This is a genomic window from Zhaonella formicivorans (assembly GCF_004353525.1).
Lineage (GTDB): Bacteria > Bacillota > DUOV01 > DUOV01 > Zhaonellaceae > Zhaonella > Zhaonella formicivorans.
Window position 1 is genome coordinate 3,278,041 of sequence record NZ_CP085524.1, and the last position, 26,190, is coordinate 3,304,230.

The window sequence follows — 26,190 nt, forward strand, 5'->3', positions numbered from 1 at the left end:
GAGGGGAAGTTATGAAGCTTGTTACCGGGCAAGAAATGAAGCTTTTAGACCGACAAGCTATAGAATCCTATGGCATTCCAGGCATTGTTTTAATGGAAAATGCAGGGATGCGGGCAGTAGAAGCAATAGCTGATTTATTCCAGGGAGAATTGGCCGGCAAGCGGATTTTTATTTTTGCCGGTAAAGGCAATAACGGGGGAGACGGGTTCGTGATAGCCAGGCATCTGGTTAACGCAGGCGCAGATGTAAAGGTTTTTATGACCTGTCGCCCTGAAGAACTGCAGGGTGACGCTCAAATAAATTATGAAATATTGTTACAAATGCAGGTAAAGATACATACTATTTTTACTACTAAAGATTTGCAACGGGTTGATATAGCCCTTACTTATGGCGACCTCGTAGTTGACGCCCTTTTTGGTACAGGGTTTAAAGGTGCACTTAGCGGGGTTATCGCTGATTTAGTCAACCTGCTCAACTCCAGCGGCAAGCCCATCCTGGCAGTGGACATCCCTTCCGGGTTGGAAGCGGATACGGGACAGGTCAACGGACCCTGCGTTAGGGCAACCTGTACCGTCACCTTTGGTTTTCTAAAAGTGGGTTTATGCGTGGAACCTGGCGCCCAGTACACGGGTCAGCTCTGGCTGGGGGATATCTCCTTTCCCCGTAAACTGTACGATGAGGCAGCTGTAAACAAATTTCTCATTAACCACGAACAGGCAGCTGACTGGTTGCCCGCCAGGGACCCCGGCGGTCATAAGGGGACCTTTGGACATGTGCTGGTAGTCGGTGGTTCAGAAGGAATGACCGGCGCCGTAACTTTAGCCAGCCAGGCAGCGCTGCGTGCCGGTGCAGGTGTGGTTACCGCCGCTGTTCCCAGATCTCTTAATCAGATTATGGAAATAAAAACCACTGAGGTTATGACTAAACCCTTGCCTGAGACCGATGACCACACCATTTCGCCGGAAGCGCTGCCAGGGTTGCTAAGTTTAGCCAAGAAAATGGATGCTGTCGTAATCGGGCCGGGTATTTCCAGGAATCCTAATACTTTCAGCCTGGTGAAAAATTTTTTAAGTAAACTAACCAAACCGGTGGTAGTTGATGCCGACGGTTTGAGTGCTTTGGCCGAGGAACCGGGGTTTATTTCTGCTCTGCAAGCGCCTGTGGTTCTGACCCCCCACCCCGGTGAAATGGCCAGGCTGTTGGGGGTAAGTGTTAAGGAAGTACAGGCTGACCGGTTAAACCTGGCCAGGTCGTGTGCAGAAAAGTGGAAAGCGGTAGTTGTGCTCAAAGGCGCTAAGACGGTAGTAGCCGCCCCTGATGGGACTATTTATTTAAACGTAACCGGCAACTCAGGTATGGGTACTGCAGGCAGCGGAGATGTTCTGGCTGGGATGGTGGGTAGTTTACTGGCTCAGGGTCTTACTCCCTTGGAGGCCAGTGCCTGTGCAGTCTATTGCCACGGGTTGGCGGGAGACCGGGGCGCGGAAAGCATCGGTAAAATGGCTTTAACCGCAGGAGACCTGCTTGGCTATCTACCCCAAGTGCTGAAAGAGCTGGAAGATTTTAAGGAAATCAAGAGGCCTGTAACCCGCCGCAGGCTAATCAGGATATTCTAGGGTCAGCTGTCAGCCCTCAGCTTTCAGCCATTCGCCGTTAGCTAATAGCTATTAGCTATTAGCTTAAAGAATTTATGGTTGACTATACGGCTACTTTAAACTTGCATTTAGGCCAGGCCCTGTTTATATGTTCAGTAAAATTAGCTAAAATTTACACATGTTAAACTAATAATATCTTACGAATTATGTTAATGCATTAATCATTTTTTAGCTGAAGGCTGAAAGCTGATGGCCGTTAGCTGTAGTTCAAAACTGAAGGCTGATAGCTGCTAGCTTATAGCCAACAATCATATTTTATGCATGTCACTGGGGGTAATACAATGAGACCGGTCTGGGCAGAAGTAGACCTGAATGCCATTGCCCATAATCTTAGAGAAGTACGCAGAATTATTCCCAAAACCACCAAAATCATGGCTATAGTTAAAGCCAACGCCTATGGTCATGGTGCTTTCCAGGTGGCGCAAAGAGCGCTGGAAACCGGCGCAGATTATCTGGGAGTGGCACTGCTGGCTGAAGCAGTGCAGTTAAGAGAGCACGGCATTGCCTCTCCGATCATGATTTTAGGTTATACCTCGGAAGAAGATTACCCTGAAGTTATTAAACACGCCATTACCCAGACTGTTTTCACGTACAGGCAGGCCCAAAGGTTGAGTGAGGCGGCGCAAACTCTTAATCAGACTGCAAAAATACACATTAAGGTTGATACCGGCATGGGCAGGATTGGTTTTCAATCCACAGAACAAGCCATTCAGGAAATTACAGCTATAGCAAAGCTCCCCGGCATCGAAATTGAAGGGCTTTTTACTCATATGGCTAAGTCGGATGCGAAAGATAAAACCTATAGCCAGATGCAACTGGAAAAATTTCTTTGGGTGTGCCGGGAAGTGGAAAAGGCCGGAGTAAAAGTGGCGCTGAAGCATGCGGCAAACAGCGGCGCCATCATAGATCTGCCTGAAGCTCATCTGGATATTGTACGTCCGGGCATAATGCTCTACGGTCTATATCCTTCGGATGAAGTGGATAAGAGCAAGCTTCAGCTTCAACCTGCTATGTCACTAAAAGCCAAAATTGTCCATCTCAAAGAAGTGGAGGCAGGTACCAGTATCAGCTACGGCTGTACATTTACCACCAAGAAAAGGTCCCGGATTGCTACCCTGCCGCTTGGTTACGCTGACGGGTACACCAGGCTTTTATCCAATAAGGGGGTGGCTTTAGTCAGGGGTTGCAGGGTGCCTGTAGTGGGTCGGGTCTGCATGGACCAGTGCATGTTGGATGTTTCCGACGTGGAAAGTGTAGCTGTGGGGGATGAAGTCGTCTTGTTGGGCAGACAAGGGGAGGCAGTTATTTCTGTTGATGAGGTGGCCGAATCAATCGGCACTATCAACTATGAAGTAGTATGTATGGTAAGCTACCGAGTACCACGCAAGTACATTTAGTCACCAGTCGCCAGCGAGCTGCGCTGTCGTTAGCCATTAGCTATCAGCTGTCAGCCATCATCCTTCAGCAATTGCCCGTCGGCTTCATGATTATTAATAACTAGTAACTAGCGGTTTTATAAGTACACAAAAGCCTTACATGCAACTAAGGACTAACGACTGGCCGCAGCCTATTCTCTAGGAATAATAATTTTGAATGTCCAATTTATATATTTAAAAAACGTCGGTCTCTGCTAGATACTGGATGCCACCCACCCCTTGCATGGTTTGGACAAAATGGCTATAATGAAGTATAGCTCATTTGCAGTATCCTTGTGCGATTTTTGGTATATATTTATAACCGGTATCATAGAATATCCCTTGAAGTAGGTTTCCTAGGAGGTGCTGTCTTTTGTCAGGCGTAAAGAGAATTATGATTAGTATTCCCGAAAGCTTGCTAAAAGAGGTGGACGGTTTGGTTTCTCTGGAGAAACGAAACCGCAGCGAATTTATCCGGGAAGCTATGCGGCTTTATATTTCGGAAAGGAAAAGGCGCACTGTCAGGGAACAGATGAAAAAGGGATATCAGGAAATGGCTCAGATTAATTTGGCGCTGGCCATGGAGAGTTATGAACTGGAAGATGAAGTACAGACCTACTATGATGAAAAATTAGTGGAGTGTAAATAGGTATGTATATCCGGCGGGGAGATATATTTTTTGCCCAACTTAACCCGGTGGTGGGGTCAGAACAAGGTGGCATGCGTCCGGTGCTAATCGTCCAAAACGACATTGGCAACCAGTATAGCCCAACTACTATTGTAGCGGCTATTACTTCCCAGATTTTTAAAGCGAAACTACCTACCCACGTAGAAATCAGCGCTGAAAAGAGTGGGCTGGAAAAAGATTCTGTTATTCTGACGGAACAGATAAGGACTATCGATAAAAGCCGTTTAAAACAGAAAGTGGCATTTTTGGATGAAGAAACAATGGAAAAGGTAAATAAAGCTATCGAAATAAGTTTAGGATTAACTGAAATCTAGTAAATGCCCGCATGCAACGGGTATTTTTTATTAGCTATCAGCTATGAGTCAGGGGACGGTTCTCTGACTCATTTTGCCAGGAAAAATGAGTCAGAGAACCGTCCCCTGACTCATAAGGGTTACGTATACACCGCAGGCTGAAGGCTGATGGCTGACAGCTGTAAGCTAAGTCAAGGGAGGTGCTTTGGAGCATGCTGCCGTTAATCGGAATTACCTGTGGGTTAGAGGGCGAACGGTATTATATAACCCGTTATTACAGCCAGGGGGTGCGGGCTGCAGGGGGCCTGCCGGTATTGCTTCCCCCCTTGGGAACAGATGGTTTTTCCTATTACCACCAGGTATTAGACGGATTGCTGCTGGCCGGTGGCGTTGATGTAGATCCGGTTTACTTTAGTGAGGAGCCTCTGCCAGGCTTGGGAGAAATTTCTCCGGAGCGGGATAGTTTTGAATTGGGCTTAACCAAGTGCTTTTTAGAGCAACCTAAACCTATTCTGGCCATTTGCCGTGGTATGCAGGTGCTAAACATTGCAGCCGGAGGGAGTGTATGGCAGGATCTGCAGACTCAGTCAGAAATGATGCTAAAGCATATGCAAGATGCTCCAAAATGGTATTCTACCCACGGGATTGAATTGCTTCCGGATACGAGGCTAAAAAAGATCTTCCACAATCAAAACATAATCAGGGTTAATAGTTTTCATCATCAGGCGGTACGGGTGCCGGCTCCTGGTTTTCAAGTTGGCGCCAGGTCCCAAGACGGCGTAATTGAGGCCATAGAATCCACAAGCAATGATTTGTGGCTGGGGGTGCAATGGCATCCGGAATGCATGTGGGAAAAAGACAGGCTACAGCTAGAGCTGTTTAAATGGTTAGTTTCTGCTTGTAATACTAATAAAACTTATTAATACCGGCAAAGTTTATGGAGGGTTTGTAAAGTCCAACGGAGAAATTACCTCCGTAGACAATTGTAACGGGAGGACTGAGATGAACGCGCACCAGATTTTGCAGATAGCTTTGAGAGCCAGTGGTTTAAATGAAATTCCCGCTGATTCAGGCGTAATAGTTGACGGAGATAATATCCACCGGGTTTTGTTCGGTGTCGATATGGAAGCTGCTGAAATTTTAATAGCTAAACAATTGGGTTTTGATGCTGTTATTACTCATCACCCTAAAGGGGGAAACCCAATGGTCAATCTTTATAAGGTGATGGACAATCAGATCGACCGGATGGTAGAGGCCGGAGTGCCAATCAACAAAGCCCAGAAGGCGCTGGAAGAACGGAAAGGGGAAGTGGACCGCGGACTCCATGTAGGCAACTACGATCGGGCTGTTTCTGCAGCTAAATTGTTGGGAATGCCATTTATCGCCATCCATACGCCTGCTGATATAATGGCAGAGACTACAGTGCAGAAGCATTTGGATAAAAGGCTTAAAGGCAATCCTAAAGCAACTCTTAAGGACGTGATTGCTGCCCTGGAAGAATTTCCGGAATATAAATATACTTTGGCCAGACCGAAAATCCGCGTAGGTTCTGAAGAAAGCTATGCCGGGAAAGTTTTCGTCGCTATGGCCGGGGGAACCGGCGGGGGAAAAGAAGTGGCCAAAGCTTATTTCGAAGCAGGTGTGGGCACCCTGGTAGTGATGCATATGCCGGAAGATGTAATCAAGGCCGTCAAAGAACAAAATATTGGAAATGTTATCGTTGCGGGTCATATGGCCAGCGATTCCATTGGCATCAACAAGATAATTGAGGCTTTGGAACATTACGGGCTCAGCGTTACCAGGATGAGCGGCGTGATCGATCCTAACCAAGGCGATGGAGGTAGATGATGTTAGCGATAGTGAATGGCCATGTCCGAACGATGGCGGGGCCCGTGATTAAAGGAGGAAGGGTGCTGATTGAGGGTTCCAAAATTCTGGCAGTTGGTGGGCAGGAGATAGCTGTTCCTGCTGAAGCACAAGTTATTGATGCAGCCGGAAAAGAAGTCATGCCTGGTTTGATTGATGCCCATTGTCACCTGGGAATTATGGAAGAAATATACCAGATCGAGGGCGACGATACCAACGAATACAGTGATCCGGTTACGCCCCATCTGCGGGCTATAGATGCTGTTAACCCCATGGATGCAGGCTTCCGGGATGCAGTTCGTGCCGGCGTTACTGCAGTGTTCACCGGTCCGGGGAGCGCAAATGTAGTCGGCGGCCTGGGTCTGGTTATGCACACTTTCGGACGGGTTGTGGACCACATGGTATTGAAAAACCCGGCGGGCTTAAAAGTAGCCTTTGGTGAAAATCCCAAAAGGGTGCATGGGGAACAAAAAAAGATGCCCATGACCCGGATGGCAAATGCTGCTTTACTGAGGGAAAATTTGGTGGCTGCGCAAAATTATTTAGCCAAATTTGGGGAGGCGGCAGAGCCGGGAAAAAGACCGGAGCGCAACTTAAAGCTGGAGGCCTTAGGCTTAGCCTTACAGGGAATTATTCCCTTGCGAGCCCACGCCCACCGGGCCGATGATATGATGACAGCCATCCGCATAGCGGAGGAATTCGGCGTGAAGCTGGTATTGGAACACTGTACCGAAGGGCACCTCATCGCTGATGAGCTAGGGGAAAAGGGGGTTCCGGTGGTAGTCGGGCCCAGCCTGACCAGCCGAGCCAAAGTGGAACTCAAGGAGCGTTCCTTTAAAACGGCAGGGGTCTTGGCAAACCAAGGACTGACGGTGGCGTTAATGACAGACCATCCTGTTATCCCTATCGAATATTTGCCTGTTTGCGCTGCCCTGGCGGTAAAAGACGGGATGAGAGCTGAGGAAGCCCTTAAAGCAATAACCATCAACCCGGCCAAAATATTAGGAGTTGAAGGGCAAATCGGGAGTATTGAGAAAGGCAAATCAGCCGATATAATTGTAGTTAACGGCTCGATACTTGATCTGTATGCTCGGGTGGAATTGGTAATTGTTTCTGGTAAAGTTATTTACAACAATTAGTTTTTTTGTTAGAATTTGCATCAGGGGTTTTTTAGAAGTAAAATTTTTTACTATGTATTTAGTTTGAGGGAGGGAAAAATGCAGAATCCGCACCACATCCTGGTCGTTGATGACCAGAGGGGGGTACGGCAGCTGCTGGAGACATTTTTTAAAGAAGAGGGTTTTAGAACAACTACTGCAGGTAATGGCAAGGAAGCGGTAGATCTTATTGAGAGAGAAAATCCGGATCTGATTATTATGGATGTAAAAATGCCGGTTATGGGAGGCTCGGAAGCATTAGCCAGAATAAAAAAATTAAAGCCTGTTATACCTGTATTGATGATGACCGCTTATGCTGACGAAGAAAAACAAAAAGAGCTTCTCATGCTAGGTGCCATTGAATGTTTTTTAAAACCACTCGATCTAGAACAACTGTTGGAAAAAGTCTACCAGGTTTTACAATAAGCTAGCCTTAATCCCCCCTGCAAAGGGGAAAATAATTTGCGGCTCTTTGAAAAGAGAGCCTTTTTTATTGGAATAAGTAGGAAGTTTTAAACCCTAAGACGAAGTATTTTCTACATTACCTTTTACTTTTGGAAACAATAGTTTGAAAACAGACACTTTGCGGAGAACATATTAGTAATATATAATTGATTGGAACCGTTTTGCTTAGCGGCTAAATATTTATGGCTAATTATCAGCGTTTGAGGTGTAGGATTTGTTTGAGTATCTTTCGACAAGCTCTGAAGAAACAAAACAGCTAGGCTATCTTTTAAGCCGGCTTTTGCAGCCCCGGGATGTAATCAGGCTCGAGGGTGATCTGGGGGCAGGTAAAACTACTTTTGCCCAGGGAGTATGTACCGGTTTAGGTGTTGCCTCTGAGGTTACCAGCCCCACCTTTACCATTTTACACATTTATGACGGTAAAATGCCTGTTTATCATATAGATGCCTACCGGATCGAAAGTGAACTGGAATTGGAGGATCTGGGTTTGGAAGAGTATTTGGAAGGGCAGGGAGTAAGCCTGGTAGAATGGGCTGAAAAAATCTTAACCATCATGCCCGACGATTATTTGCAGGTTGAAATAAGGCGAGGTTTAGGCGAATCTGAACGAAAAATAATTTTTACAGCGGTAGGAGCAGGACGTTACCAAGAACTTATCGAGGAGTTGGAAATCAGTGCGGGTACTAGGGCTTGACAGCGCCACCAACGTGGCCAGTGTCGCAGTGGTTGAAGAAGATCGATTGATAGCGGAGTTGACGTTTAATACCAAAAAAAATCATTCCCAGCGTTTGATGCCGATGCTCTCCTGGATGTTAGAGGAAGCCCAGATTACGCTTGATGAATTGGATGGGTTAGCGGTGGCAGTAGGCCCTGGTTCCTTTACCGGTTTGCGGATCGGGTTGGCAACCATAAAAGCTTTGGCCCATGTAAAAGATAAACCTGTTTTGCCTGTTCCTACATTGGACGGGTTAGCAGCCAACCTCGAAGGAAGCGCAGGTCTAATTTGTCCTGTTTTAAATGCCAGGAAAAATGAGGTATACGCTGCAATTTACCGCTGGGATGGGGTGCAAAATCAACGATTAAGCCCTTATTTGGCTGTGGCTCCTGAACTGCTTATAGCCAGGTTAAGAGATTTTAATGAAACAGTGACTTTTTTGGGAGATGCTGTCCCTATTTACGGCGACCAATTGCTCCGCGCTTTGCCTGAGGCAAAAGTAGCTGCCGCTACAAACGCTTTATGCCGGGCCGCCCAGATTGCTCGCCTGGGTTTAAAAAAATTGCAGTCCGGCCAGGTTGGGGATTATTTTACCCTGGAACCGCTGTATATCAGGGCTTCGGAAGCAGAGGTAATTTGGGAAAAGCGAAACCGTGAGAATAGAAGGTGAAGCCAGTGGAATACAAGATAATCCCTATGCAGGAAAAGCATATCCCCGGGGTTTTGGAAATTGAAAGGGTTTCCTTTCCAACCCCTTGGTCAGGACAGGCTTTTTTAGGCGAACTTAAGGACAACGACTTTGCCCATTATTATGTTTGTGTTCATGGAGATGAAGTGGCCGGTTACGCCGGAATGTGGATTATCATTGATGAGGCTCATGTTACAAATATCGCAGTGCATCCTAACTTTAGAGGTAAAAAACTTGGCAAAGCTCTGCTGGTTAACTTGATGCAGGAGGCTATGTTTCTTGGGGCTGAGCGGATGACTCTGGAAGTTAGGCCGTCCAATACGGTAGCCCAAGAATTGTATCGCAAAACGGGGTTTACGCCGGTGGGTGTACGAAAAGGATACTACACCGATACTAACGAGGATGCTATTATCATGTGGCGAAACCTATATGATCGGGGCTAAAGCAGTCACCAGTCCTCAATCACCTACATTAATAGTCACCAGTCGCCAGATAGCACGCCGTCGTTAGTCGCAAGTATACCTACGGTCAAGTCCTTAGTTGTTAGCTATCAGCTATCAGCTGTCAGCCATCAGCTCCCAGCAATTTGCCCTTGGCTTCCAATTTACTAATGACTGGTACTGATGGCTTTATAAGTCCGCCCAAGCCATATATATGACTAAAAACTATTGACGAGCGACTAATGACTCGGCGTGAGCCGCTGCCAAGGACTAAGGACGCGGCTGCAAGCCAACTACCATGCCGTCCATTTGGCAATAGGCTTAATTCTTTTCTGGAAACCTTCCGGGTAGTAATAAATATATGATATCTGTCCTTCGTAGGGGAAACGATATGTAAAGCTGCGCCTATAGCTTTTGTTTTTATCCGGGTCTGCAGTTACCGAGTAATCAATTAGTTTAACTGTAGTTTGCCCGTCCTGGTAAGCGAAAGCAGGTAGAAGGCCAAATTCTCCTGGAGAGGATGTAGATTCTTCGCTAAAAGTGATATTAACATATTGTTTGGAATTTTTGGTTTCATAGGTCACAGAATCGATGCAATAGGATATTTTGCCCAGCTGAAACTTCTCTCCCAGGCTGCGGATGGGGAGGCTTGTCAGGTCTTTTGCATTTAAAGTGCCGTCTGCAATGCCACCGCCGGAGGAGGTGGTTATTTTCACTGTACCATTTACAAAATCTACTTTGGCGCCGAAAGTTTCCGAAACATAACGGACAGGTACATAGGTTCGCCCATTAATGAGCAGTCCTTGAACGTTTGCTTCTTGGCCGTTGATAAATAATTTTACTGGGGTGTCGGCTGCAACGGGGATACCCAGCCCGAAAATCATAGCTAAGGCTAGGGACCATAAAACCAGTTTTTTCATCTTTAAACTCCTCCTTTGGTAATCCGTCTTAATTTTAATCATTAAGGTATCGCCGATTTTTACGGCAAGATATGTAATTCTAAGTTACTGGGCCTTCTTACTAGACAACCATGCTGCTTAGCAGCCAAGCAGTCTCCGCTTTTAGCATACCCTTTCAACATTGGGTAAAGTAATCATAAAGTTTGATCCTTTGCCCACCTGACTTATCACTTCCAATTTCCCGCCGTGGTTTTGGACGATTCGGTTGCAGATGCTTAACCCTAACCCGGTACCTGCTTCTTTGGTAGTGAAGAATGGGCTGAAAATTTTGCTTAAGTTTTCCTCAGGTATGCCAGTACCTGTATCCTGCACACTAATCACCACATTTTTACTGCCGGGGTCGTAAGTGACCCGGACAGTGAGACTGCCCCCCGGGCCCATAGCTTGTAAAGCATTTTGAAAGAGGTTTAAAAAGATTTGCTTTAACTGATCCCGATCGACTCCTATCTCCGGCACCGGTTCTGCCTCCAAAGCAAAGGCGGTACTTTTTAGCGCCATTTCTGCCTGCATGACTTTTGCCACCTCTTCAATAATTGGGACTACGCTTTGCTTTTTGAGGTTTAATTTTGGTGGTCTGGCAAAGAGCAGGAACTCGGAGATGATATCATTAGCCCTTTTTAATTCTGCAAGCGCAATTTGGATGTATTCTTTTTGCTGTTCAGAAGCGCTGTTTTTATTAAGCAGTTGTAAGAAACCTTGGATGGAGGTCAGGGGGTTTCTTATTTCGTGGGCAACTGCAGCTGATAATTCTCCTAAGGCCGCCAAATGTTCAGCCCTGCGCAGGCTGCGCTCGTTGGTCTTTTCGATTGTGACGTCAATTAAGACACAAAAAGACCCCAGCATTTTTCCTTTGATATTTTGGATAGGGTATATTCCCAGGATTAATATTTTGGGTCCGGTTGGAGTGGCTACTTCATAATCTTCCAAAATAATCTTCTTTTGCAGCTTCTGAGCATCTTGTAACAGATCGCTGATAATTTTACCAATGGGAGAATCAGCAATGTCTTTGAAAATTTTTCCTTGGGACGTGGTCAAGGGACAACCAAGGATTTTTTCAGCTGCCATGTTGGCGAGGAATATTCTATCTTTGTTATCCGTTACTATCAAACCTGCCGGTGAGCACTCATAGATCAGCCGGTGACTGATTTGTTCCATCTCAGTTTTCCTTACTTCATCCAGGTCTTTGATAATTGCTACATGGCCGTCACACTCTCCCGACGGAGTGGTAATGGGGGAAACTTCCAGCAGCAAATTTGCCGGTCCCGCAGGGGTGGGCAGAATGATTTCCTTACTGCCTGCCTTATTTTGAGTTTGCAAATGCTGTGCAAGTTCTGGCGCGGATTCATCCAGGTATTTTCCTGGCTGGCAGTTTAAACCGATCTTTTCTATGCAATAAGAATTGCAGGCAATTACCTTTTGTTCACTATTAACAGCTAAAAGCCCCCAGTTTACTTGGTTTAAGAAAAGATCTTTTTGCTCCCAAAAACCATGCTCCACTTGGCTTTGGCGGTAAGTGTGAAAAGCCTCAAAGCCAATGCTTACAAAAAGCATAATGAGGGCCAAATCCAGAATAATGGGTAGAAGCTGGCCGAAATTGTTGCCCATCATTCGCTCTTTAGCCGGGTTGTAACCGGAAGAAATAAGGGCGAGAATAGCAGCAAGCGCCACCAGTAGACTTAAAAAAAGGTGCAATGCTTTTTCGCTGGGGAAGTATTTTTCTTTTAGCAATCTATCAAAATAAATGCTAATAAAGATAGCTAAAGCGAGAAGCGTTTTCCCGGTAATTAAACCCGGGTTTTTCAAAAATTCAGCCTCCGGAAGCAACATGGACCAAATCTGAATTGAATTTATCAATTCTACAAGGCTTATGCTGAAAAGCCCCAACCCAAGCAGGAGGATTATTGCCGGGGTTTTTAAGTTGCTATGGGCAAGAAAAGTACAAAGCAAAATGAACCAAATTGTCACTCCCAATATTTTTAAGAGCGCCAACTCGATCTCGAAACTAAGAGGCAAAAAGTTTTCTGCGATGAGCAAACCCAAAAAAACCAGCAGCAGAAGTCCTGCGCAGTAATCAAAAAAAATGTTTTTTTTCATTTATTTACCCCCAGACATTACTAATTATTATACGCGTTTGCGGATTTCCCTGCTGTTTACTATAATTTATCTGAAAAAGAAAATGCTTGTGCCAAGCATGGTTGTGTTTAAACTGTTAAAATACAATAAAATTTTGATACAACAATTCGTTTTACAGCGAATTCTTGTTATACTACAAGTGAAAAGAATTTGTAACCTTTGTTGAAATAAGCTGGTATTTTCTACTTGAGAGAGGATTGTGTTTTATGCCAGAAAACTGTACTATTCTTGCCTTGGAGACTTCCTGCGACGAGACTTCGGCTGCGGTAGTTATTGACGGAATCAAAGTAGCGTCTAACATCATTTCTTCCCAGATAGCGACTCATCAGAAGTTTGGCGGTGTAGTGCCGGAAATAGCATCCCGCAAGCATTTGGAGAATATCACACCTGTAGTGCAGGAGGCGCTGGACAAGGCAGGCAAACTGCTACACGAGTTGGATGCCATAGCTGTTACCTATGGTCCAGGGTTGGTAGGGGCGCTCCTGGTGGGGGTTTCCACTGCCAAAGCTATGGCCTATGCTTTGGACAAGCCCCTAATCGGCGTACATCACCTGGCAGGTCATATTTATGCCAACTTTTTAACTAAGCCCAACTTGGAACTGCCGGTAGTGTGCCTGGTGGTTTCAGGGGGACACACTAGCTTGATCTACTGGAAGGACCATGGACAGCTGGAGCTTATGGGCTCCACCAGGGACGATGCTGCAGGGGAAGCGTTTGATAAGATTGCCAGGGCTTTAAAGCTGGGTTATCCAGGGGGACCATTTATTGAAAGAGCAGCTAGAGCAGGAAATCCGGAGGCCATCAATTTTCCCAGAGCCTGGTTAGAAGAGGGCAGCTTGGATTTTAGTTTCAGCGGGCTCAAATCAAGCGTTTTGAATTACTTGCATAGGGCGAACCAGCTGGGGGAAGAGGTGAATGCAGCCGATGTGGCTGCCAGCTTTCAGGAGGCGGTGGTGGAGGTGTTGGCAACCAAAACGGTAAATGCCGCGGAATTAAAGGGGGCCAAAACTATAACTTTGGCCGGAGGAGTGGCGGCAAACAGCAGGCTGCGGCAGCTGTTGCAAAATAAAGCAAAAGCCAGGGGAATTGAAGTGATTTTCCCCGACCTTATTTACTGTACAGATAATGCAGCCATGATTGGCTGCGCCGCGTATTTTCAGTATTTGCAGGGCAAAACCTCGGATTTGGATTTAAATGCTGTGCCCAGCCTGGCCCTCTGCTAAGAGAGTCATCAGTCATCACAATCGGTAAAAGCCGCGTCCTTAGTCCTTGGCACCGGCTGACGCCGAGTCAATAGTCGCTCGTCATTAGTTTTTAGTCATATGTATGGCTTGGGCGGACTTATAAAGCCATGAGCACTAGTCATTAGTAAATTGGAAGCCAACGGCTAATTGCTGGGAGCTGATGGCTGACAACTGATATCTGACAGCTGATAGCTAACAACTAACGACTTGACCGTAGGTCATTGCCAGTGGATAAGGTGGACAAGTTATACACAAGGGAACTGCTGTTTTGTGGATGAAAAGCTGTGGATAATGTGCATAAACCTGTTAATAACTTGAGAAAACTGGCTTGGTTTGCTGTGGAAAATAAAAAGGCACACTTGTTCCCGTTGGCCCGGGCAAAACAGGGGTAAATGTGGATAAGTGGGCTTAACATAGAGGGCGCAAGGATCGGTGCTTGTGGATTATTTGTGGATAATTTTCAGATTAAGGGGGAGGATTATGTCAACTAAAGCTAGACTGGTTATTTTGGGGCTGGTGGCAGCCATAGCTGTTTTTGTGGTTTACGTTTCGTTTAGTTCCACTGCCCAGGAGTCTTTGCACCAGAGGTACTCCGATTATCAGGGCGCTTTGGCGGAAGCAAAGGCTGAAAAGGTTCCTGCTTTTGTAGAATTCTATTCTGAAACTTGAAGTGTTTGTAAAGAATTGGAGCCCGTGATTATGGCTCTGGAGAAAAAATATGGGGAACAAATCAGGTTTATTGTGGTTGATGTCAACACGGAGCAGGGTTACAAGCTGGCGGAGGATTTTAACATCCGTTTTCTGCCCACAATGTTATTTTTGGATCAAAGCGGTGACATGGTCAAACAACTCGAAGGCTGGATAGACGGTGCTGTTTTGGAGGACCGGCTGGTCTCACTTTTAGACCGGGAGTGAAAAGAGTGGAGGGGTGGAAAAAAGCACCGGAGCATTTTATTCTGTTTGCTGCTAGACAACATAACATCTTGACCATTACCTCCAAATGCAACGTGCACTGCATTTTTTGCAGCCACCGCCAAAACCCTCCGGGCGTAACAACGTATTATGTTGAAGAGTTAAGCCTTGAGCAAGTCAAAGAATATGCCGAATACCTGGATGGAACCCGAAAAATAATTATCGGTGAGTCGGCCACTAAAATCAGTGAAGGCGAGCCTTTTACCCACCCGGAGATTATTCCTGTCTTACAATATTTGCGCCGGCGGTTTCCCAGGACGCCGCTGCAATTAACCACCAACGGCAGTCTCTTGACTCCTGAAATTATAGCTGAGCTGGTGAAATTGTCTCCGGTGGAACTGTATTTATCCCTCAACAGCGTTTCGCGGCAAGGTAGGCTGAAACTGATGGCTGACCGTCGCGGGCCGGGACAGGGTTTACTGAAAATGCTGGCTGAAGCAGGACTTGCTTTCCATGGCAGTTTGGTGGCCATGCCCTGGATAGTTGGCTGGGAGGACTTGCACGACACTGTTTTGGCCTTAGACAGATCCGGGGCAAAAACCATTCGCATTTTCTTGCCGGGGTATACAAGGTTAGCCCCTGCCGGACTGCGCTTTCCGCCCGGGTTATGGGAACAACTGTCCGAGTTTGTGGTTAAGCATAAGCAGCAAATAAGCACGCCGCTGACGTTGGAGCCTCCCCATTTGGCGGATTTAAACCCTGAGGTTGGCGGGGTAATAAAAGGATCACCCGCAGCAGAGGCGGGGCTTTGGCCAGGTGATGTCATCCTTGCCATTAACAACGAACCCCCTTTTTCCAGGGTTGATGCTTTTCATAAGCTTCTGGCCGCAGGAAAAGCTGAAATTCATGTGAGGCGGGGGAAGGAGCAGTTCGCTCTCACATTAATTAAAAACAATAATGAGCCCTCCGGTTTAGTTATGGAATATGATCTCAGCCGGGAAGAGGCCGAAACGATCATTCAGAACGTACGCAAGGCGGGAGCCGGGTCGCCTTTGCTTCTTGCTTCCCAGGCGGGTTACCGGGTTGTAAAGGAGAGTTTACAAAAAATTGCACCGGAAGCAGGAGTTGAAGTCCAGCAGGCAGCCAATGATTTTTTTGGCGGTTCCATAATTACCGCCGGGTTATTAACAGTTGAAGATTTTCAAAAGCACTGGCTGAAAATGGGGACTGAAGCCAAAAACAAATATGATTTGCTAGTACTGCCTGCAAAGGCTTTCGACCACCGGGGGCAGGACCTGACAGGCCGTTCTTATTGGGAATTGCAAGAACTTACCGGTATACCCGTGATTATTATCTAGGCAAAATGATGAGGACTACTTTGTCCTCATTTCAGACTGTCGACAAACTATTAACAGCCAGCATGTATTATGGAGCGGGACTGGTTTCCCCAGCCGTCGGCAGCTATGCTGCCGGTTACGGCGTAGGAGCTTGTCCAGAGCGAAATAATACATGCTGGCTTTGTCTACAAGCTGTGATGAGGACTACTTTGTCCTCATTTATTTTTTGCGTCGAAAGTATCAAATTTCTGAAAACGAGGGTTGGCAACAATTTATTTCCCATAATTATTTCTTGTAAAATTTAATTAATTTTAGTTTAAACAGCAGGATATTTTTTATTTATGTCAAATTTCTCTCTTTATAAATTAAGTTACACTTTAATAATGCGCTAATAATTAAATTGTTTATGAAAGGTTCTAAGCTATGGTTGTCGTTAAAACCGAGATTGGCTGCTGGCGGTTGCTGTTTTAAAATATTTTTAATTTTTAATATAGCGTAAGTTTTGTAATGAATGAGCGATGGCGGGAGAGACCCGCTCTTTACTTTTAGGTAGCCTAGGGGGGTGAATAGTGAAAAAAGAATTACGCCGCCGGATCATGGCGGAAAGGCAAGCCTTAAGCCAGGAAAGTGTGCAGGAGAAAAGCAGCATCATTGCTCGGCAAGTGGTTGCCTTGAATGAATTTAAGCAGGCAATGACTGTTATGGCTTATTTGGCCTTTCGGAACGAAGTTGACACGGGGCAGATCATTACCCGGGTTCTGGCCGGAGGAAAACGCTTGCTGATTCCGGTAAGCGACCGGAAGGAAGTTAAGATTATACCGGCAGAAATCAAAAATTACCCCGGGGACCTGGTACCGGGAGCCTATGGCATTCTGGAGCCTAAGCCTGAACTCTTTTGCCCCGTTGCTCCTGAAGAAATTGATTTGGTACTTATACCTGGTGTTGCCTTTGATGAGCAGGGCAACCGTTTAGGATACGGAGCCGGTTATTATGACCGCTTTTTAGAGCGCCTGCGACCGGAGGTACTTAAGGTTGCTTTGGCTTTTGAACTGCAAATTACTGACCAGGTGTATGCTGAGCCGCATGACAAAAAGGTTGATCTTATTATTACCGAAAAAAGAATTATCAAGTGCAGAGGTTTTTAAAAAAAGGAGGTTGGCTTTATATGAGTCAGTGCCAGTGCTGTGGCGGAGCCCCAGAGGCTACTGAAAAAGAAAAAAGTTTGGAAGAGGTATTTGCCAAATACCGGGGAACTAAAGGGGCTTTAATCCCGGTTTTGCAGGCTGCCCAAGACATTTATGGGTCCTGAAATATTCATATAAAAAATCTGTTGAGCTTTAAAACCTTAGTGCAATAAGAATTAATAAGCCTTTAGCATATCACCCATTAAGTGAAATGAAAGCATGGAAAAAGAGCCCAAACTTTGGTATTGTAATGGTGTTGGCAAACCAACCTTTACCAAAGGAGGACTCTTCTTATGAAAAGTGTACAGGAATATAGCATGAACTTCAACTCCCGAATAAAAGTTAATTTCAATGGTGGCGACCTAACTTCAGATGCAGGGTTGTTATTGTATAAGGAATTTGATTATAAACTCGGCCTTTCAGAAACTGTTGAAAAAATGCTGGTAGTTGATGACCCTGTTATGCACCGAGATCATCCTAATAGTGATGTGGTTATCCAAAAGCTTTATCAGCATCTTGCTGGTTATCACGCTGATGATCATGCGGATGACTTAAGCGAAGAACCCCTACTCACCGCTATACTGGGAAAAAGCGCTTGGCCTCGCAGCCAACAATCTCCCGGTTCAATGAAAAAGCGAATATTGCAACTGCAAAATCATTGGAACATATTAATGAAATCTTACAAAAGCGAGTATATATGCTTAAACCCCAAGACCAGTTTGTTATGGATCTTGATTCTTCCGGCTTTACTGCTTACGGTAATCAATATGGAGCAAACTTCAATTCTCATTATCAAGAGTGGGGGTTTCACCCTCTATTTTGTTTTGATGGACTAACAGGTGATTGCCTTAAAGCCGAGCTTCGTGCTGGCAACGTATATACTTCTCGTCAGGTGGTGCGATTTGTCGGTCCACTCCTTAAAAGGTATGAGGCTTGGGTTAGCAATCCTTTAATTGTTTTGCGCGCAGATAGTGGTTTTGCCGTTCCAGAACTCTTTAAACTAGTAGAAACCAAGGGTCATAAATATGTAATTCGCTTAAAAGCCAATGCTCGTCTTCAATCTGTTGCACAGTCCATGGCGGACCAAGTATTAAACCCTGAAAGACTGCATGAAAGGCAAGTCCACTACCGGGAATTTCTGTATCAAGCTACTAGTTGGGATCGTGCCCCGCCGCGTTGTTGTCAAAATGGAACGGCCTGCTGGACAATTGTTCTTTGAATTCACGTTTATCGTGACAAACATGGAACTACAACCGCGTAATATCGTTCGTTTTTACTGTCAACGTGGACATATGGAAAACTTTATTAAGGAAGCCAAAAATGGATTCGCTTGTCACAAACTTAGCAGCACTAACTTTGAATCCAATGCAGTAAAACTGCAGTTATCCATGTTGGCATACAACTTTAACAACTGGTTTCGTAGGTTGTGCTTGCCTGAACCAATGAAACCAAACCGAATGGAGACACTGCGGTTGAAATTAATCAAAATTGCAGGGAAACTGGTACGTTCCGCTCGCTACTGGACCTGGAAGTTATGCAGCTCTTATATATACCAAAATTCATTTATACAAACCTTGCAAAATATAAGCAGTTTGCCTTGTTTAGTAAATGAATAAATTACTAAAAAAACTAGTTTTTAAGCCATAATTAAGGAACAAGGGGCAGCTATAGCTTCAAATCATCCAGTTTTATGCATCTCTTACATCGTATACCATATCAATGCCTTGTGCGTGTTTTTTACAACAGGTTACAGGGCCAACATGAGAAAGCAAGATATATCTTAACACCATTTTGTTACAAAATTTCCATGGCCTATTATGGCTATGAATATTTCAGAATGGGTATTTACCTAAAGAAGTTCTGGAAAAGATCAGCAAGGAATTGAAGATACCCCTTTCCAAAGTTTATGGTGTGGTTACATTTTATGCCCAATTCCACTTAAAACCCAGAGGAAAATATGTGATCCGTGTCTGCCAGGGCACAGCTTGTCATGTGCGCGGCGGCGCCAAGATCTTCCAGGAAATTCAGGATATCCTGAAAATCAAAGACGGGGAAACGACAGAAGATCTGCGTTTTACCCTGGAATCTGTTGCCTGTCTTGGCGCTTGCGGTTTAGCGCCTGTAATGATGATTAACGATGATACCCATGGTCGTTTGACCAAGGAATCTGTGGCTAAAATTTTAGCCCAGTATGAATAGAGGAGGTGGAAGCATGAAGCGTGTTTTAATTTGTGCCGGTACAGGATGTGTTTCTTCAGGATCCCGCAAGGTTACTAACAGGCTGAAGGAAGAGATGCAAAAACAGGGGATAGATTTTGAAATATGTGTAACCGGTTGTCACGGTTTCTGCGAGCAGGGCCCCATTGTGATTGTCGAGCCTGACGGTGTATTCTACTGCCGTGTGGCAGAGGAAGATGTAGCTGAAATTATTGAAAAGCACTTAAAACAAGGGGAAGTGGTTGAACGGCTCCTGTTTAAGGATCCGGTTACTCAGGAGCCGGTAAAAACCTATAAGGATATTACTTTTTATAAACTGCAGCAGCGGAATGTGCTGAAAAATTGCGGCCATATCGATCCTGAAAATATCGACCATTACCTGGCCAATGAAGGGTATGAAGGTTTGCGTAAAGCTTTGACTTCCATGAGCCGGGAGGAAGTTATTGCCGAGGTTAAAAAATCAGGTTTGAGGGGCCGGGGTGGCGCCGGTTTCCCCACGGGAATGAAATGGGAATTTACTTACAAGTCTCCCGGCGACAAGAAATATGTAGTTTGTAATGCTGACGAGGGTGACCCGGGTGCATTCATGGACAGGAGCGTGCTGGAAGGCGATCCCCATGCGGTAATCGAAGGTATGGCCATCGCTGCTTATGCTATTGGCGCTGATGAGGGCTATATCTATGTCCGGGCAGAGTATCCGCTGGCTACCGAACGTTTGCGCATCGCCATTGCCCAGGCCGAGAAGCGGGGCTTTTTAGGCGATAACATCATGGGAACAGGTTTTAATTTCAAGCTGCATATCAAGGCGGGGGCCGGAGCTTTCGTCTGCGGTGAGGAGACAGCACTCCTGATGTCCATCGAAGGCAACAGGGGTATGCCCCGTGTCCGTCCTCCTTTCCCTGCGGTGAAAGGTTTATGGGAAAAACCAACTAATATCAACAACGTGGAAACTTATGCCAACGTACCCAGCATTTTGCGCTACGGCGCCGACTGGTACGCCGGCATCGGCACCGAGAAAAGCAAAGGGACCAAGGTTTTTGCCTTAACCGGTAAAGTGAAGAATACCGGTTTGGCCGAAGTTCCCATGGGCATTACTATGCGGGAAATCATCTTTGAGATCGGCGGCGGCATCCAAAACGACAAGGAATTTAAAGCCGTACAGATCGGTGGTCCCTCCGGCGGCTGCCTGCCTGCAGATCTCCTGGATTTGCCGGTAGATTATGATTCCTTGACTCAGGCAGGAGCCATGATGGGTTCCGGCGGTTTGGTGGTCATGGATGAGGAAACCTGTATGGTTGACGTGGCCCGTTTCTTCTTAAAGTTTACCCAGGCTGAGTCCTGCGGCAAGTGTACTCCCTGCCGGGAAGGCACCAAGCGGATGCTGGAGATCTTAACTAAAATTACCGAAGGCCGGGGCACCATGGAGGATATCGCTTTGCTGGAGCGTCTGGGCAAGGTGATCAAATCCACGGCTCTCTGCGGTTTGGGACAAACTGCGCCTAACCCGGTCTTAACCACCTTGAAATACTTCAGGCACGAGTATGAGGCCCATATTCAGGAGAAACGCTGCCCGGCCGGAGTATGTAAAGAGCTAATAAAATATGAAATTATTGCTGACAAGTGCACAGGTTGTACCAGATGCGCCAGGAGTTGCCCTGTGGGAGCGATTTCCGGCAAGGTGAAAGAAGCCCATATTATCGACCAGAGCAAGTGTACCAAGTGCGGCTCTTGCTATGAAAAATGCAGATTCAATGCAATTTTAAAAGGGTAAGGAGGTCCGGCCATGATTAAACTGACGATTGATGGCCAAGTGGTACAGGTTGAACCGGGTACCACCGTTTTGCAAGCAGCTCGCCAGGCCGGAATAAAAATCCCGACCCTTTGTCACGATGAAAGGCTGTCCAGCCCCGGTGCCTGCCGGCTGTGCGTGGTGGAAATTGAGGGCATGAGAAATCTTCCTGCCTCTTGTGTGACTCACGCCACCGAGGGAATGGTTGTCCACACCCATTCCCCGGCAGTTATCGAGGCCCGCAAAACCATTCTGGAACTGCTTTTGGCTAACCACCCCTTGGACTGCCTGACCTGTGAAAAAAGTGGCGACTGCAAGCTCCAGGATTACTGCTATGAATACGAGATTACCAATTCCGGTTTCGAAGGCGAGCGCCACACTTATGAGCTGGACGAATCTAATCCCTATATTATCAGGGATAACAATAAATGCATTCTCTGTGGCAAATGTGTCCGGGCTTGCGCGGAAATTAAAGGGGCAAATGTGCTGGAATTTACTAACCGGGGATTTAATACCAAGGTCACTACCGCTTTTGATTTGCCATTCTGTGATTCAGATTGTGTATACTGTCATAACTGTGTTGCTGTCTGCCCGGTGGGAGCGTTGCTGCCCAAAGAAATGGCAGGGAAAGGCCGCCGCTGGGAGATGGAGAAAGAACCGGTTACCTGTACTTTCTGTGAAGCGGGTTGTGAATTCTTCCTCTATAGGAAAAACGGCAAAGTTGTGGGCGTAGTGGCCAAAGGGGCTGCTCCCGGACGACCGCTGTGCCTGAAAGGTCGCCTGGGGTTAAATTTCGTGCATAACCCTGATTGTGTTGACAAGCCCCTTTTAAAAGTGGACGGAGAGTTTATACCGGTAGATTGGGCAGAGGCACTGGGCCTCGGTCCCGTTTTCGAAAAGCTGAAGAAAGTGGAATAAGGGCAGCACAGCTGCCAGCCATTAGCTGTTAGCTTTCAGCTATCAGTTATCAGCCATCAGCTAAAAAAATTTTTCAGGTTGTAGTTTGGTCTTTAGAGAATAACCAAGTTTTGGAGCTTAAGAATAGCTGATGGCTGCCGGCTGACGGCTGTTGGCGGACCCGTAAGTAGTACAGTATTAGCATAAGAAGAGGAGGGAAACGTGGTGCAAAACGTTACCTTAACCTTAAACGGGCAACAAGTGACAGTTCCGGCAGGGACAACAGTTCTTGAGGCAGCCAGGATGCACGGAATTAACATCCCTACTCTCTGTCACGACGAAGAGCTATCCAACCCTGGCGCCTGCCGCCTGTGCGTGGTAGAGATCAAGAACATGAGGAACTTGCCGGCTTCCTGCGTGACTCAAGTCAGCGAAGGAATGGAGGTCTATACCCATTCCCCTGCGGTAATCGAGGCCCGCAAAACCATCCTGGAGCTGCTTTTAGCCAATCACCCCAATGACTGTTTGACCTGCGCCAAGTCGGGGGAATGCAGCTTGCAGGAATATGCCTACGAATATGGAGTGCGTTTTTCCGATATGGGCGAAAAGCATAGCTACCCCATTGATGCTGCCAACCCATTTATTCAAAGAGACTATAATAAATGCATTCTCTGCGGCAAGTGTGTAAGGGCCTGTGCCGAAGTGCAGGGCAGGAATATCATTGACTTTGCTAACCGCGGATTTAACACCAAGGTTGCCACTGCTATGGATTTACCGCTGGAAGAGTCAAACTGTGTCTTCTGCGGCAGCTGCGTAGCCGTTTGCCCGGTGGGCGCTTTGACAGAAAAACAGATGAAGGGCAAAGGTCGCAAATGGGAATTAACTAAAGTTCGCACTACCTGTCCTTACTGTGGAACCGGCTGTACCTTTGACCTGAATGTCAAAGACGGCAGGGTGGTGGGCGTTACCTCTACTCCCGAAGCTGAAGTGAATGGCCGGGCCCTGTGCGTAAAAGGGCGTTTCGGCTACAACTTCATCCACCATCCGGACCGGCTTACCCAGCCGCTCATTAAAAAGGACGGAGAGCTGGTGCCCGCCACCTGGGAGGAAGCATTAGACCTGGTGGCTGAAAAATTCTCCAGTATAAAAAAGGAATACGGTCCTGACGCATTGGCTGTCTTGAGTTCAGCCAGATGCACCAACGAAGAGAATTATTTGGCCAATAAACTGACCCGTGCAGTCTTCGGTACTAACAATATCGATCACTGCGCCCGTCTCTGACACTCTGCCACCGTCGCCGGTCTGGCGATAGCGTTCGGTAGTGGTGCCATGACTAACTCTATTGCGGAAATAGCAGAAACTGACTTTATTTTTGCTATCGGTACCAATACTACTGAGACTCATCCCATAATCAGCTTGAAAGTGCGTAAAGCCTTAAACAAGGGGGCAACGTTAGTGGTGGCCGATCCGCGTAAAACTGAAATGGCGGAAATGGCCGACATCTTTATTCAGCATCAGGCTGGCTCCGACCTGGCCCTTTTAAATGCCATGGCCAACGTGATTATCAGCGAAGATTTGTATGACAAAGAATTTGTAGCCGGTCGCACGGAAGGATTTGAGGATGTCAAACAAGCGGTAGCGAAATATTCTCCCGAATATGCGGAAAGTTTGACGGGAGTCCCTGCGGCAAAAATCAGGGAAGCTGCCCGCAGGTATGCTAAGGCGGAAAATGCCATGATCCTTTATACCATGGGTATTACCCAGCATATTTGCGGCACTGATAACGTTTTGGCTATTGCCAACCTGGCCCTTTTAACAGGCCATATTGGCAAACCTTATAACGGTGTTTGCCCGTTACGGGGCCAAAACAACGTGCAAGGCGCTTGTGACATGGGTGCTTTGCCCAACTACTACCCCGGCTATCAAAAGGTCGAGGATCCCGCCATCAAAGCCAAATTTGAAGCGGCCTGGGGTGTTCAGCTTTCAGGCAAGGAAGGTTTGACTGTTGGCGAGATGATGGACGGAGCTCACGAAGGAAAAGTTAGGGGCATGTATATTATCGGGGAAAACCCTGCCTTAAGTGACCCTGATGCCAACCATGTAATCAGTGCCTTGAAGCACCTGGAATTCCTGGTGGTGCAGGATATCTTTTTAACAGAGACAGCTCGTTTGGCAGATGTAGTTTTACCCGCAGCCAGCTTTGCCGAAAAGAGCGGTACTTTCTCCAATACGGAGCGCAGGGTGCAGTTGGTGCGCCAGGCTATTGAGCCTATAGGCCAGGCTAAACCTGACTGGAAAATTATCTCGGAAATTGCCAACCGCTTGGGAGGTAATTTCCTGTATAGCAGCCCGGCCGAAATTATGGAGGAAATAGCCCGCGTTACACCAAGCTATGGGGGCATTTCCCATGCCCGTTTGGAACAAGGTAGTTTACAGTGGCCTTGTCCCACTGCTGACCATCCGGGGACGCCTATACTTCATCAAGGAAAATTTGCCCGCGGCTTGGGTAAGTTTAGCGCTGTCGGCCATGTTCCACCCAACGAGCAGCCCAATGCTGAGTATCCCTTTATCTTAAGCACCGGCAGAAGATTGCATCATTACCATACAGGTACCATGACCAGAAGAACAGGCATTGAAATTTTAGTTCCCGAGGAACTGTTGGAACTGAACCCGCAAGATGCTTGTAAATTGGGCATAACTGACGGTGAAAAGATCAAGGTAATTTCCCGTCGTGGCGAGGTAGAAGTTAAAGTGAAAATTACTGATATAGTTCCGGAAGGACTGGTTTTTGCCTCCTTCCACTTCTGGGAAGCAGCAATCAATAAGTTGACTAACTCCGCCCGCGACCCAAAAGCTAAGATTCCTGAATATAAGGTTTGTGCGGTGAAATTGGAAAAATTAGGGGCATAATGGAACTGTTAAAGGAGGCGAAGCCAGCCGCGCCTCCTGTTTTTATAATTTCGGGATGAGCCTGCTTTTTTGTAATGCTGCATTAATTATTGGGACTTTAACATACTAATGCTTAGAGGAGGGATTCTTCAAAGTGGAAGAGATTATTCAAGGTAAAAGTTATAGATTCATTGAAACTGACCAGGTTCCAAGCTGTTTTCGTTGTACCTATAGATTTAAGCTCCCTCAGCTGGCTCCCTGCTGCAATTGCCAGGGTTGTAACCCTACGGGAAAATCCTTTTTCCGGTCGTTAGATTAAAGCTATCTATGGACACACCTTACTCGGGTGTGTTTTTCTTATTGTTTTATTGAGGGCAGGTTTTGCTTGATATAAAAAGTAGTGTCTTTAGAAGGAATTTTTCTTTGCCTGATAAAATAGTACAATAATGTGAATAAACTTTACCGGAGGCAAGCTTGGATAAATACAATAGCTTTTATGAACTTAAACAGAATGAAATGGTGGATAGAGATTTTACAATAGAGGTATCTGAGGGTAGCAGCGGCATTGCAATTGTATCTCCCCACGGCGGCAATATTGAATTTGGAACGACGGAAATCGCCAGGGCTGTAGCCGGTGACGAGCATACTTACTACAGTTTCATTGGCCTTAAAGAAGACAATCCCCGGGATTTGCATATCACCAGCCACAACTTCGATGAGCCAAAAGCTCTTGCTCTTGTCAGGGATTCTCTGGCTACTGTAACTATCCATGGTTTCCGGGACTGGCAGGAGATTGTTTGCCTGGGTGGCCTGGACAAGAGGCTTAAGTATTTTATAGCTAAGTCGTTAAAGCAGAATGGGTTTAATGTCAAAAAGAATGGCAAATATAAAGGCATTCATCCTAAGAACATCTGCAATCGCAACCTCCAAAAGCAAGGGGTGCAGCTGGAGATATCTTCGGGCCTGCGTTACAAATTCTTTGCGGATTTATGGACTCCTGAGGGCCGTCAAATCCTCACCCCGCTCTTTCATGACTTTGTGCAAGCCGTCCGGCAGGGGATAGAATTATACAGAAATTTACACCAATTTTCGACAGGTATTGACCGTGAAAACAGCGAAAATATTTGCAAGGATTAACCAGTAGTCACTTAAAAAACACATCCCATTCCTACCACCTCATCATTTCAACATTCTTACTACGCCTATGCATTGTTCCTCTTTTAGCCTTGGTTAAAACAAAGCCTAGA

At 46.3% G+C, this 26,190-nt stretch carries 24 protein-coding genes and 2 pseudogenes; 24 read left to right on the forward strand and 2 right to left on the reverse strand.

Annotated features, from left to right (window positions below; translation table 11 throughout):
* The first annotated feature begins 11 nt into the window (after nucleotides 1-11).
* The 11 genes from EYS13_RS15970 to rimI all read left to right on the forward strand — a co-directional run bounded on the left by EYS13_RS15970 (nucleotide 12) and on the right by rimI (nucleotide 9,385).
* Complete coding sequence (locus EYS13_RS15970; RefSeq protein ID WP_227764674.1) at nucleotides 12-1,616, forward strand: NAD(P)H-hydrate dehydratase; 1,605 nt, start codon at nucleotides 12-14, stop codon at nucleotides 1,614-1,616.
* Nucleotides 1,617-1,936: 320 nt separating this feature from the next.
* Entirely contained in the window at nucleotides 1,937-3,052 is a 1,116-nt protein-coding gene (gene alr, locus EYS13_RS15975) for an alanine racemase (protein ID WP_227764676.1), read from the forward strand.
* Between the two features lie 391 nt (nucleotides 3,053-3,443).
* On the forward strand, nucleotides 3,444-3,719 hold the full coding sequence (locus EYS13_RS15980; RefSeq protein ID WP_227764678.1) for a CopG family ribbon-helix-helix protein: 276 nt from the start codon (nucleotides 3,444-3,446) through the stop codon (nucleotides 3,717-3,719).
* A 2-nt stretch (nucleotides 3,720-3,721) separates the two neighbouring features.
* Nucleotides 3,722-4,072, forward strand: a complete 351-nt coding sequence (locus tag EYS13_RS15985) for a type II toxin-antitoxin system PemK/MazF family toxin (protein ID WP_227764682.1) — start codon at nucleotides 3,722-3,724, stop codon at nucleotides 4,070-4,072.
* Nucleotides 4,073-4,263: 191 nt separating this feature from the next.
* The gene (locus tag EYS13_RS15990; protein ID WP_227764684.1) at nucleotides 4,264-4,974 is read left to right on the forward strand and encodes a gamma-glutamyl-gamma-aminobutyrate hydrolase family protein; all 711 of its coding nucleotides are present in this window, start codon (nucleotides 4,264-4,266) and stop codon (nucleotides 4,972-4,974) included.
* Between the two features lie 79 nt (nucleotides 4,975-5,053).
* Complete coding sequence (locus tag EYS13_RS15995) at nucleotides 5,054-5,899, forward strand: Nif3-like dinuclear metal center hexameric protein (RefSeq protein WP_227764686.1); 846 nt, start codon at nucleotides 5,054-5,056, stop codon at nucleotides 5,897-5,899.
* Nucleotides 5,899-7,056, forward strand: coding sequence for an amidohydrolase (locus EYS13_RS16000; RefSeq protein ID WP_227764688.1), 1,158 nt, complete (start codon nucleotides 5,899-5,901; stop codon nucleotides 7,054-7,056). The genes EYS13_RS15995 and EYS13_RS16000 overlap by 1 nt, the downstream gene beginning before the upstream one ends.
* Before the next feature lie 78 nt (nucleotides 7,057-7,134).
* Nucleotides 7,135-7,500, forward strand: a complete 366-nt coding sequence (locus EYS13_RS16005; RefSeq protein ID WP_227764689.1) for a response regulator — start codon at nucleotides 7,135-7,137, stop codon at nucleotides 7,498-7,500.
* A 253-nt stretch (nucleotides 7,501-7,753) separates the two neighbouring features.
* On the forward strand, nucleotides 7,754-8,233 hold the full coding sequence (gene tsaE, locus EYS13_RS16010) for a tRNA (adenosine(37)-N6)-threonylcarbamoyltransferase complex ATPase subunit type 1 TsaE (protein WP_227764692.1): 480 nt from the start codon (nucleotides 7,754-7,756) through the stop codon (nucleotides 8,231-8,233).
* A complete protein-coding gene (gene tsaB, locus EYS13_RS16015; RefSeq protein WP_227764694.1) occupies nucleotides 8,214-8,924 on the forward strand; it encodes a tRNA (adenosine(37)-N6)-threonylcarbamoyltransferase complex dimerization subunit type 1 TsaB in 711 nt (236 codons plus the stop codon). The genes tsaE and tsaB overlap by 20 nt, the downstream gene beginning before the upstream one ends.
* Nucleotides 8,925-8,929: 5 nt before the next feature.
* Nucleotides 8,930-9,385 carry a ribosomal protein S18-alanine N-acetyltransferase gene (gene rimI / locus EYS13_RS16020; protein ID WP_227764696.1) on the forward strand — a complete coding sequence of 152 codons (456 nt, stop codon included), beginning with the start codon at nucleotides 8,930-8,932 and terminating at the stop codon, nucleotides 9,383-9,385.
* Nucleotides 9,386-9,675: 290 nt separating this feature from the next.
* Here the strand turns inward: rimI and EYS13_RS16025 are convergent, their stop codons facing one another.
* Complete coding sequence (locus EYS13_RS16025; protein ID WP_227764698.1) at nucleotides 9,676-10,302, reverse strand: stalk domain-containing protein; 627 nt, start codon at nucleotides 10,300-10,302, stop codon at nucleotides 9,676-9,678.
* Nucleotides 10,303-10,443: 141 nt separating this feature from the next.
* Nucleotides 10,444-12,435, reverse strand: coding sequence for a two-component system sensor histidine kinase NtrB (locus EYS13_RS16030; protein WP_227764699.1), 1,992 nt, complete (start codon nucleotides 12,433-12,435; stop codon nucleotides 10,444-10,446).
* A gap of 245 nt (nucleotides 12,436-12,680) precedes the next feature.
* Here EYS13_RS16030 and tsaD point away from each other — a divergent pair, with 245 nt between their 5' ends.
* The 13 genes and pseudogenes from tsaD (at nucleotide 12,681) to EYS13_RS16090 (ending at nucleotide 26,080) form a co-directional block, all read left to right on the forward strand.
* A complete protein-coding gene (tsaD, locus tag EYS13_RS16035; RefSeq protein ID WP_227764701.1) occupies nucleotides 12,681-13,697 on the forward strand; it encodes a tRNA (adenosine(37)-N6)-threonylcarbamoyltransferase complex transferase subunit TsaD in 1,017 nt (338 codons plus the stop codon).
* 501 nt (nucleotides 13,698-14,198) lie between these two features.
* Nucleotides 14,199-14,387: a hypothetical protein gene (locus EYS13_RS16040; protein WP_227764703.1), complete on the forward strand. Its 189-nt coding sequence runs from the start codon at nucleotides 14,199-14,201 to the stop codon at nucleotides 14,385-14,387.
* Between the two features lie 15 nt (nucleotides 14,388-14,402).
* The gene (locus EYS13_RS16045) at nucleotides 14,403-14,633 is read left to right on the forward strand and encodes a thioredoxin family protein (RefSeq protein WP_227764705.1); all 231 of its coding nucleotides are present in this window, start codon (nucleotides 14,403-14,405) and stop codon (nucleotides 14,631-14,633) included.
* A gap of 5 nt (nucleotides 14,634-14,638) precedes the next feature.
* Nucleotides 14,639-15,988, forward strand: coding sequence for a DUF512 domain-containing protein (locus EYS13_RS16050; RefSeq protein ID WP_227764708.1), 1,350 nt, complete (start codon nucleotides 14,639-14,641; stop codon nucleotides 15,986-15,988).
* 548 nt (nucleotides 15,989-16,536) lie between these two features.
* On the forward strand, nucleotides 16,537-17,112 hold the full coding sequence (locus EYS13_RS16055; protein ID WP_227764710.1) for a 5-formyltetrahydrofolate cyclo-ligase: 576 nt from the start codon (nucleotides 16,537-16,539) through the stop codon (nucleotides 17,110-17,112).
* Between the two features lie 20 nt (nucleotides 17,113-17,132).
* Nucleotides 17,133-17,276 (forward strand): NAD(P)H-dependent oxidoreductase subunit E, encoded by a 144-nt coding sequence (locus EYS13_RS16060; RefSeq protein ID WP_227764712.1) that lies wholly within the window; start codon nucleotides 17,133-17,135, stop codon nucleotides 17,274-17,276.
* A 192-nt stretch (nucleotides 17,277-17,468) separates the two neighbouring features.
* Nucleotides 17,469-18,370: pseudogene (locus EYS13_RS16685) on the forward strand (IS1380 family transposase).
* Complete coding sequence (locus EYS13_RS16690) at nucleotides 18,261-18,767, forward strand: transposase (protein WP_423055288.1); 507 nt, start codon at nucleotides 18,261-18,263, stop codon at nucleotides 18,765-18,767. The pseudogene EYS13_RS16685 and the gene EYS13_RS16690 overlap by 110 nt, the downstream one beginning before the upstream one ends.
* Before the next feature lie 223 nt (nucleotides 18,768-18,990).
* Nucleotides 18,991-19,350: pseudogene (nuoE, locus tag EYS13_RS16070) on the forward strand (NADH-quinone oxidoreductase subunit NuoE); the annotation flags it as partial.
* Between the two features lie 13 nt (nucleotides 19,351-19,363).
* Entirely contained in the window at nucleotides 19,364-21,139 is a 1,776-nt protein-coding gene (gene nuoF / locus EYS13_RS16075) for an NADH-quinone oxidoreductase subunit NuoF (protein ID WP_227764713.1), read from the forward strand.
* A gap of 12 nt (nucleotides 21,140-21,151) precedes the next feature.
* Nucleotides 21,152-22,075 carry an NADH-quinone oxidoreductase subunit G gene (locus tag EYS13_RS16080; protein WP_227764715.1) on the forward strand — a complete coding sequence of 308 codons (924 nt, stop codon included), beginning with the start codon at nucleotides 21,152-21,154 and terminating at the stop codon, nucleotides 22,073-22,075.
* 204 nt (nucleotides 22,076-22,279) lie between these two features.
* On the forward strand, nucleotides 22,280-24,964 hold the full coding sequence (gene fdhF / locus EYS13_RS16085) for a formate dehydrogenase subunit alpha (RefSeq protein WP_227768000.1): 2,685 nt from the start codon (nucleotides 22,280-22,282) through the stop codon (nucleotides 24,962-24,964).
* A 453-nt stretch (nucleotides 24,965-25,417) separates the two neighbouring features.
* Nucleotides 25,418-26,080: a poly-gamma-glutamate hydrolase family protein gene (locus EYS13_RS16090; RefSeq protein WP_227764717.1), complete on the forward strand. Its 663-nt coding sequence runs from the start codon at nucleotides 25,418-25,420 to the stop codon at nucleotides 26,078-26,080.
* Nucleotides 26,081-26,190: the final 110 nt, after the last annotated feature.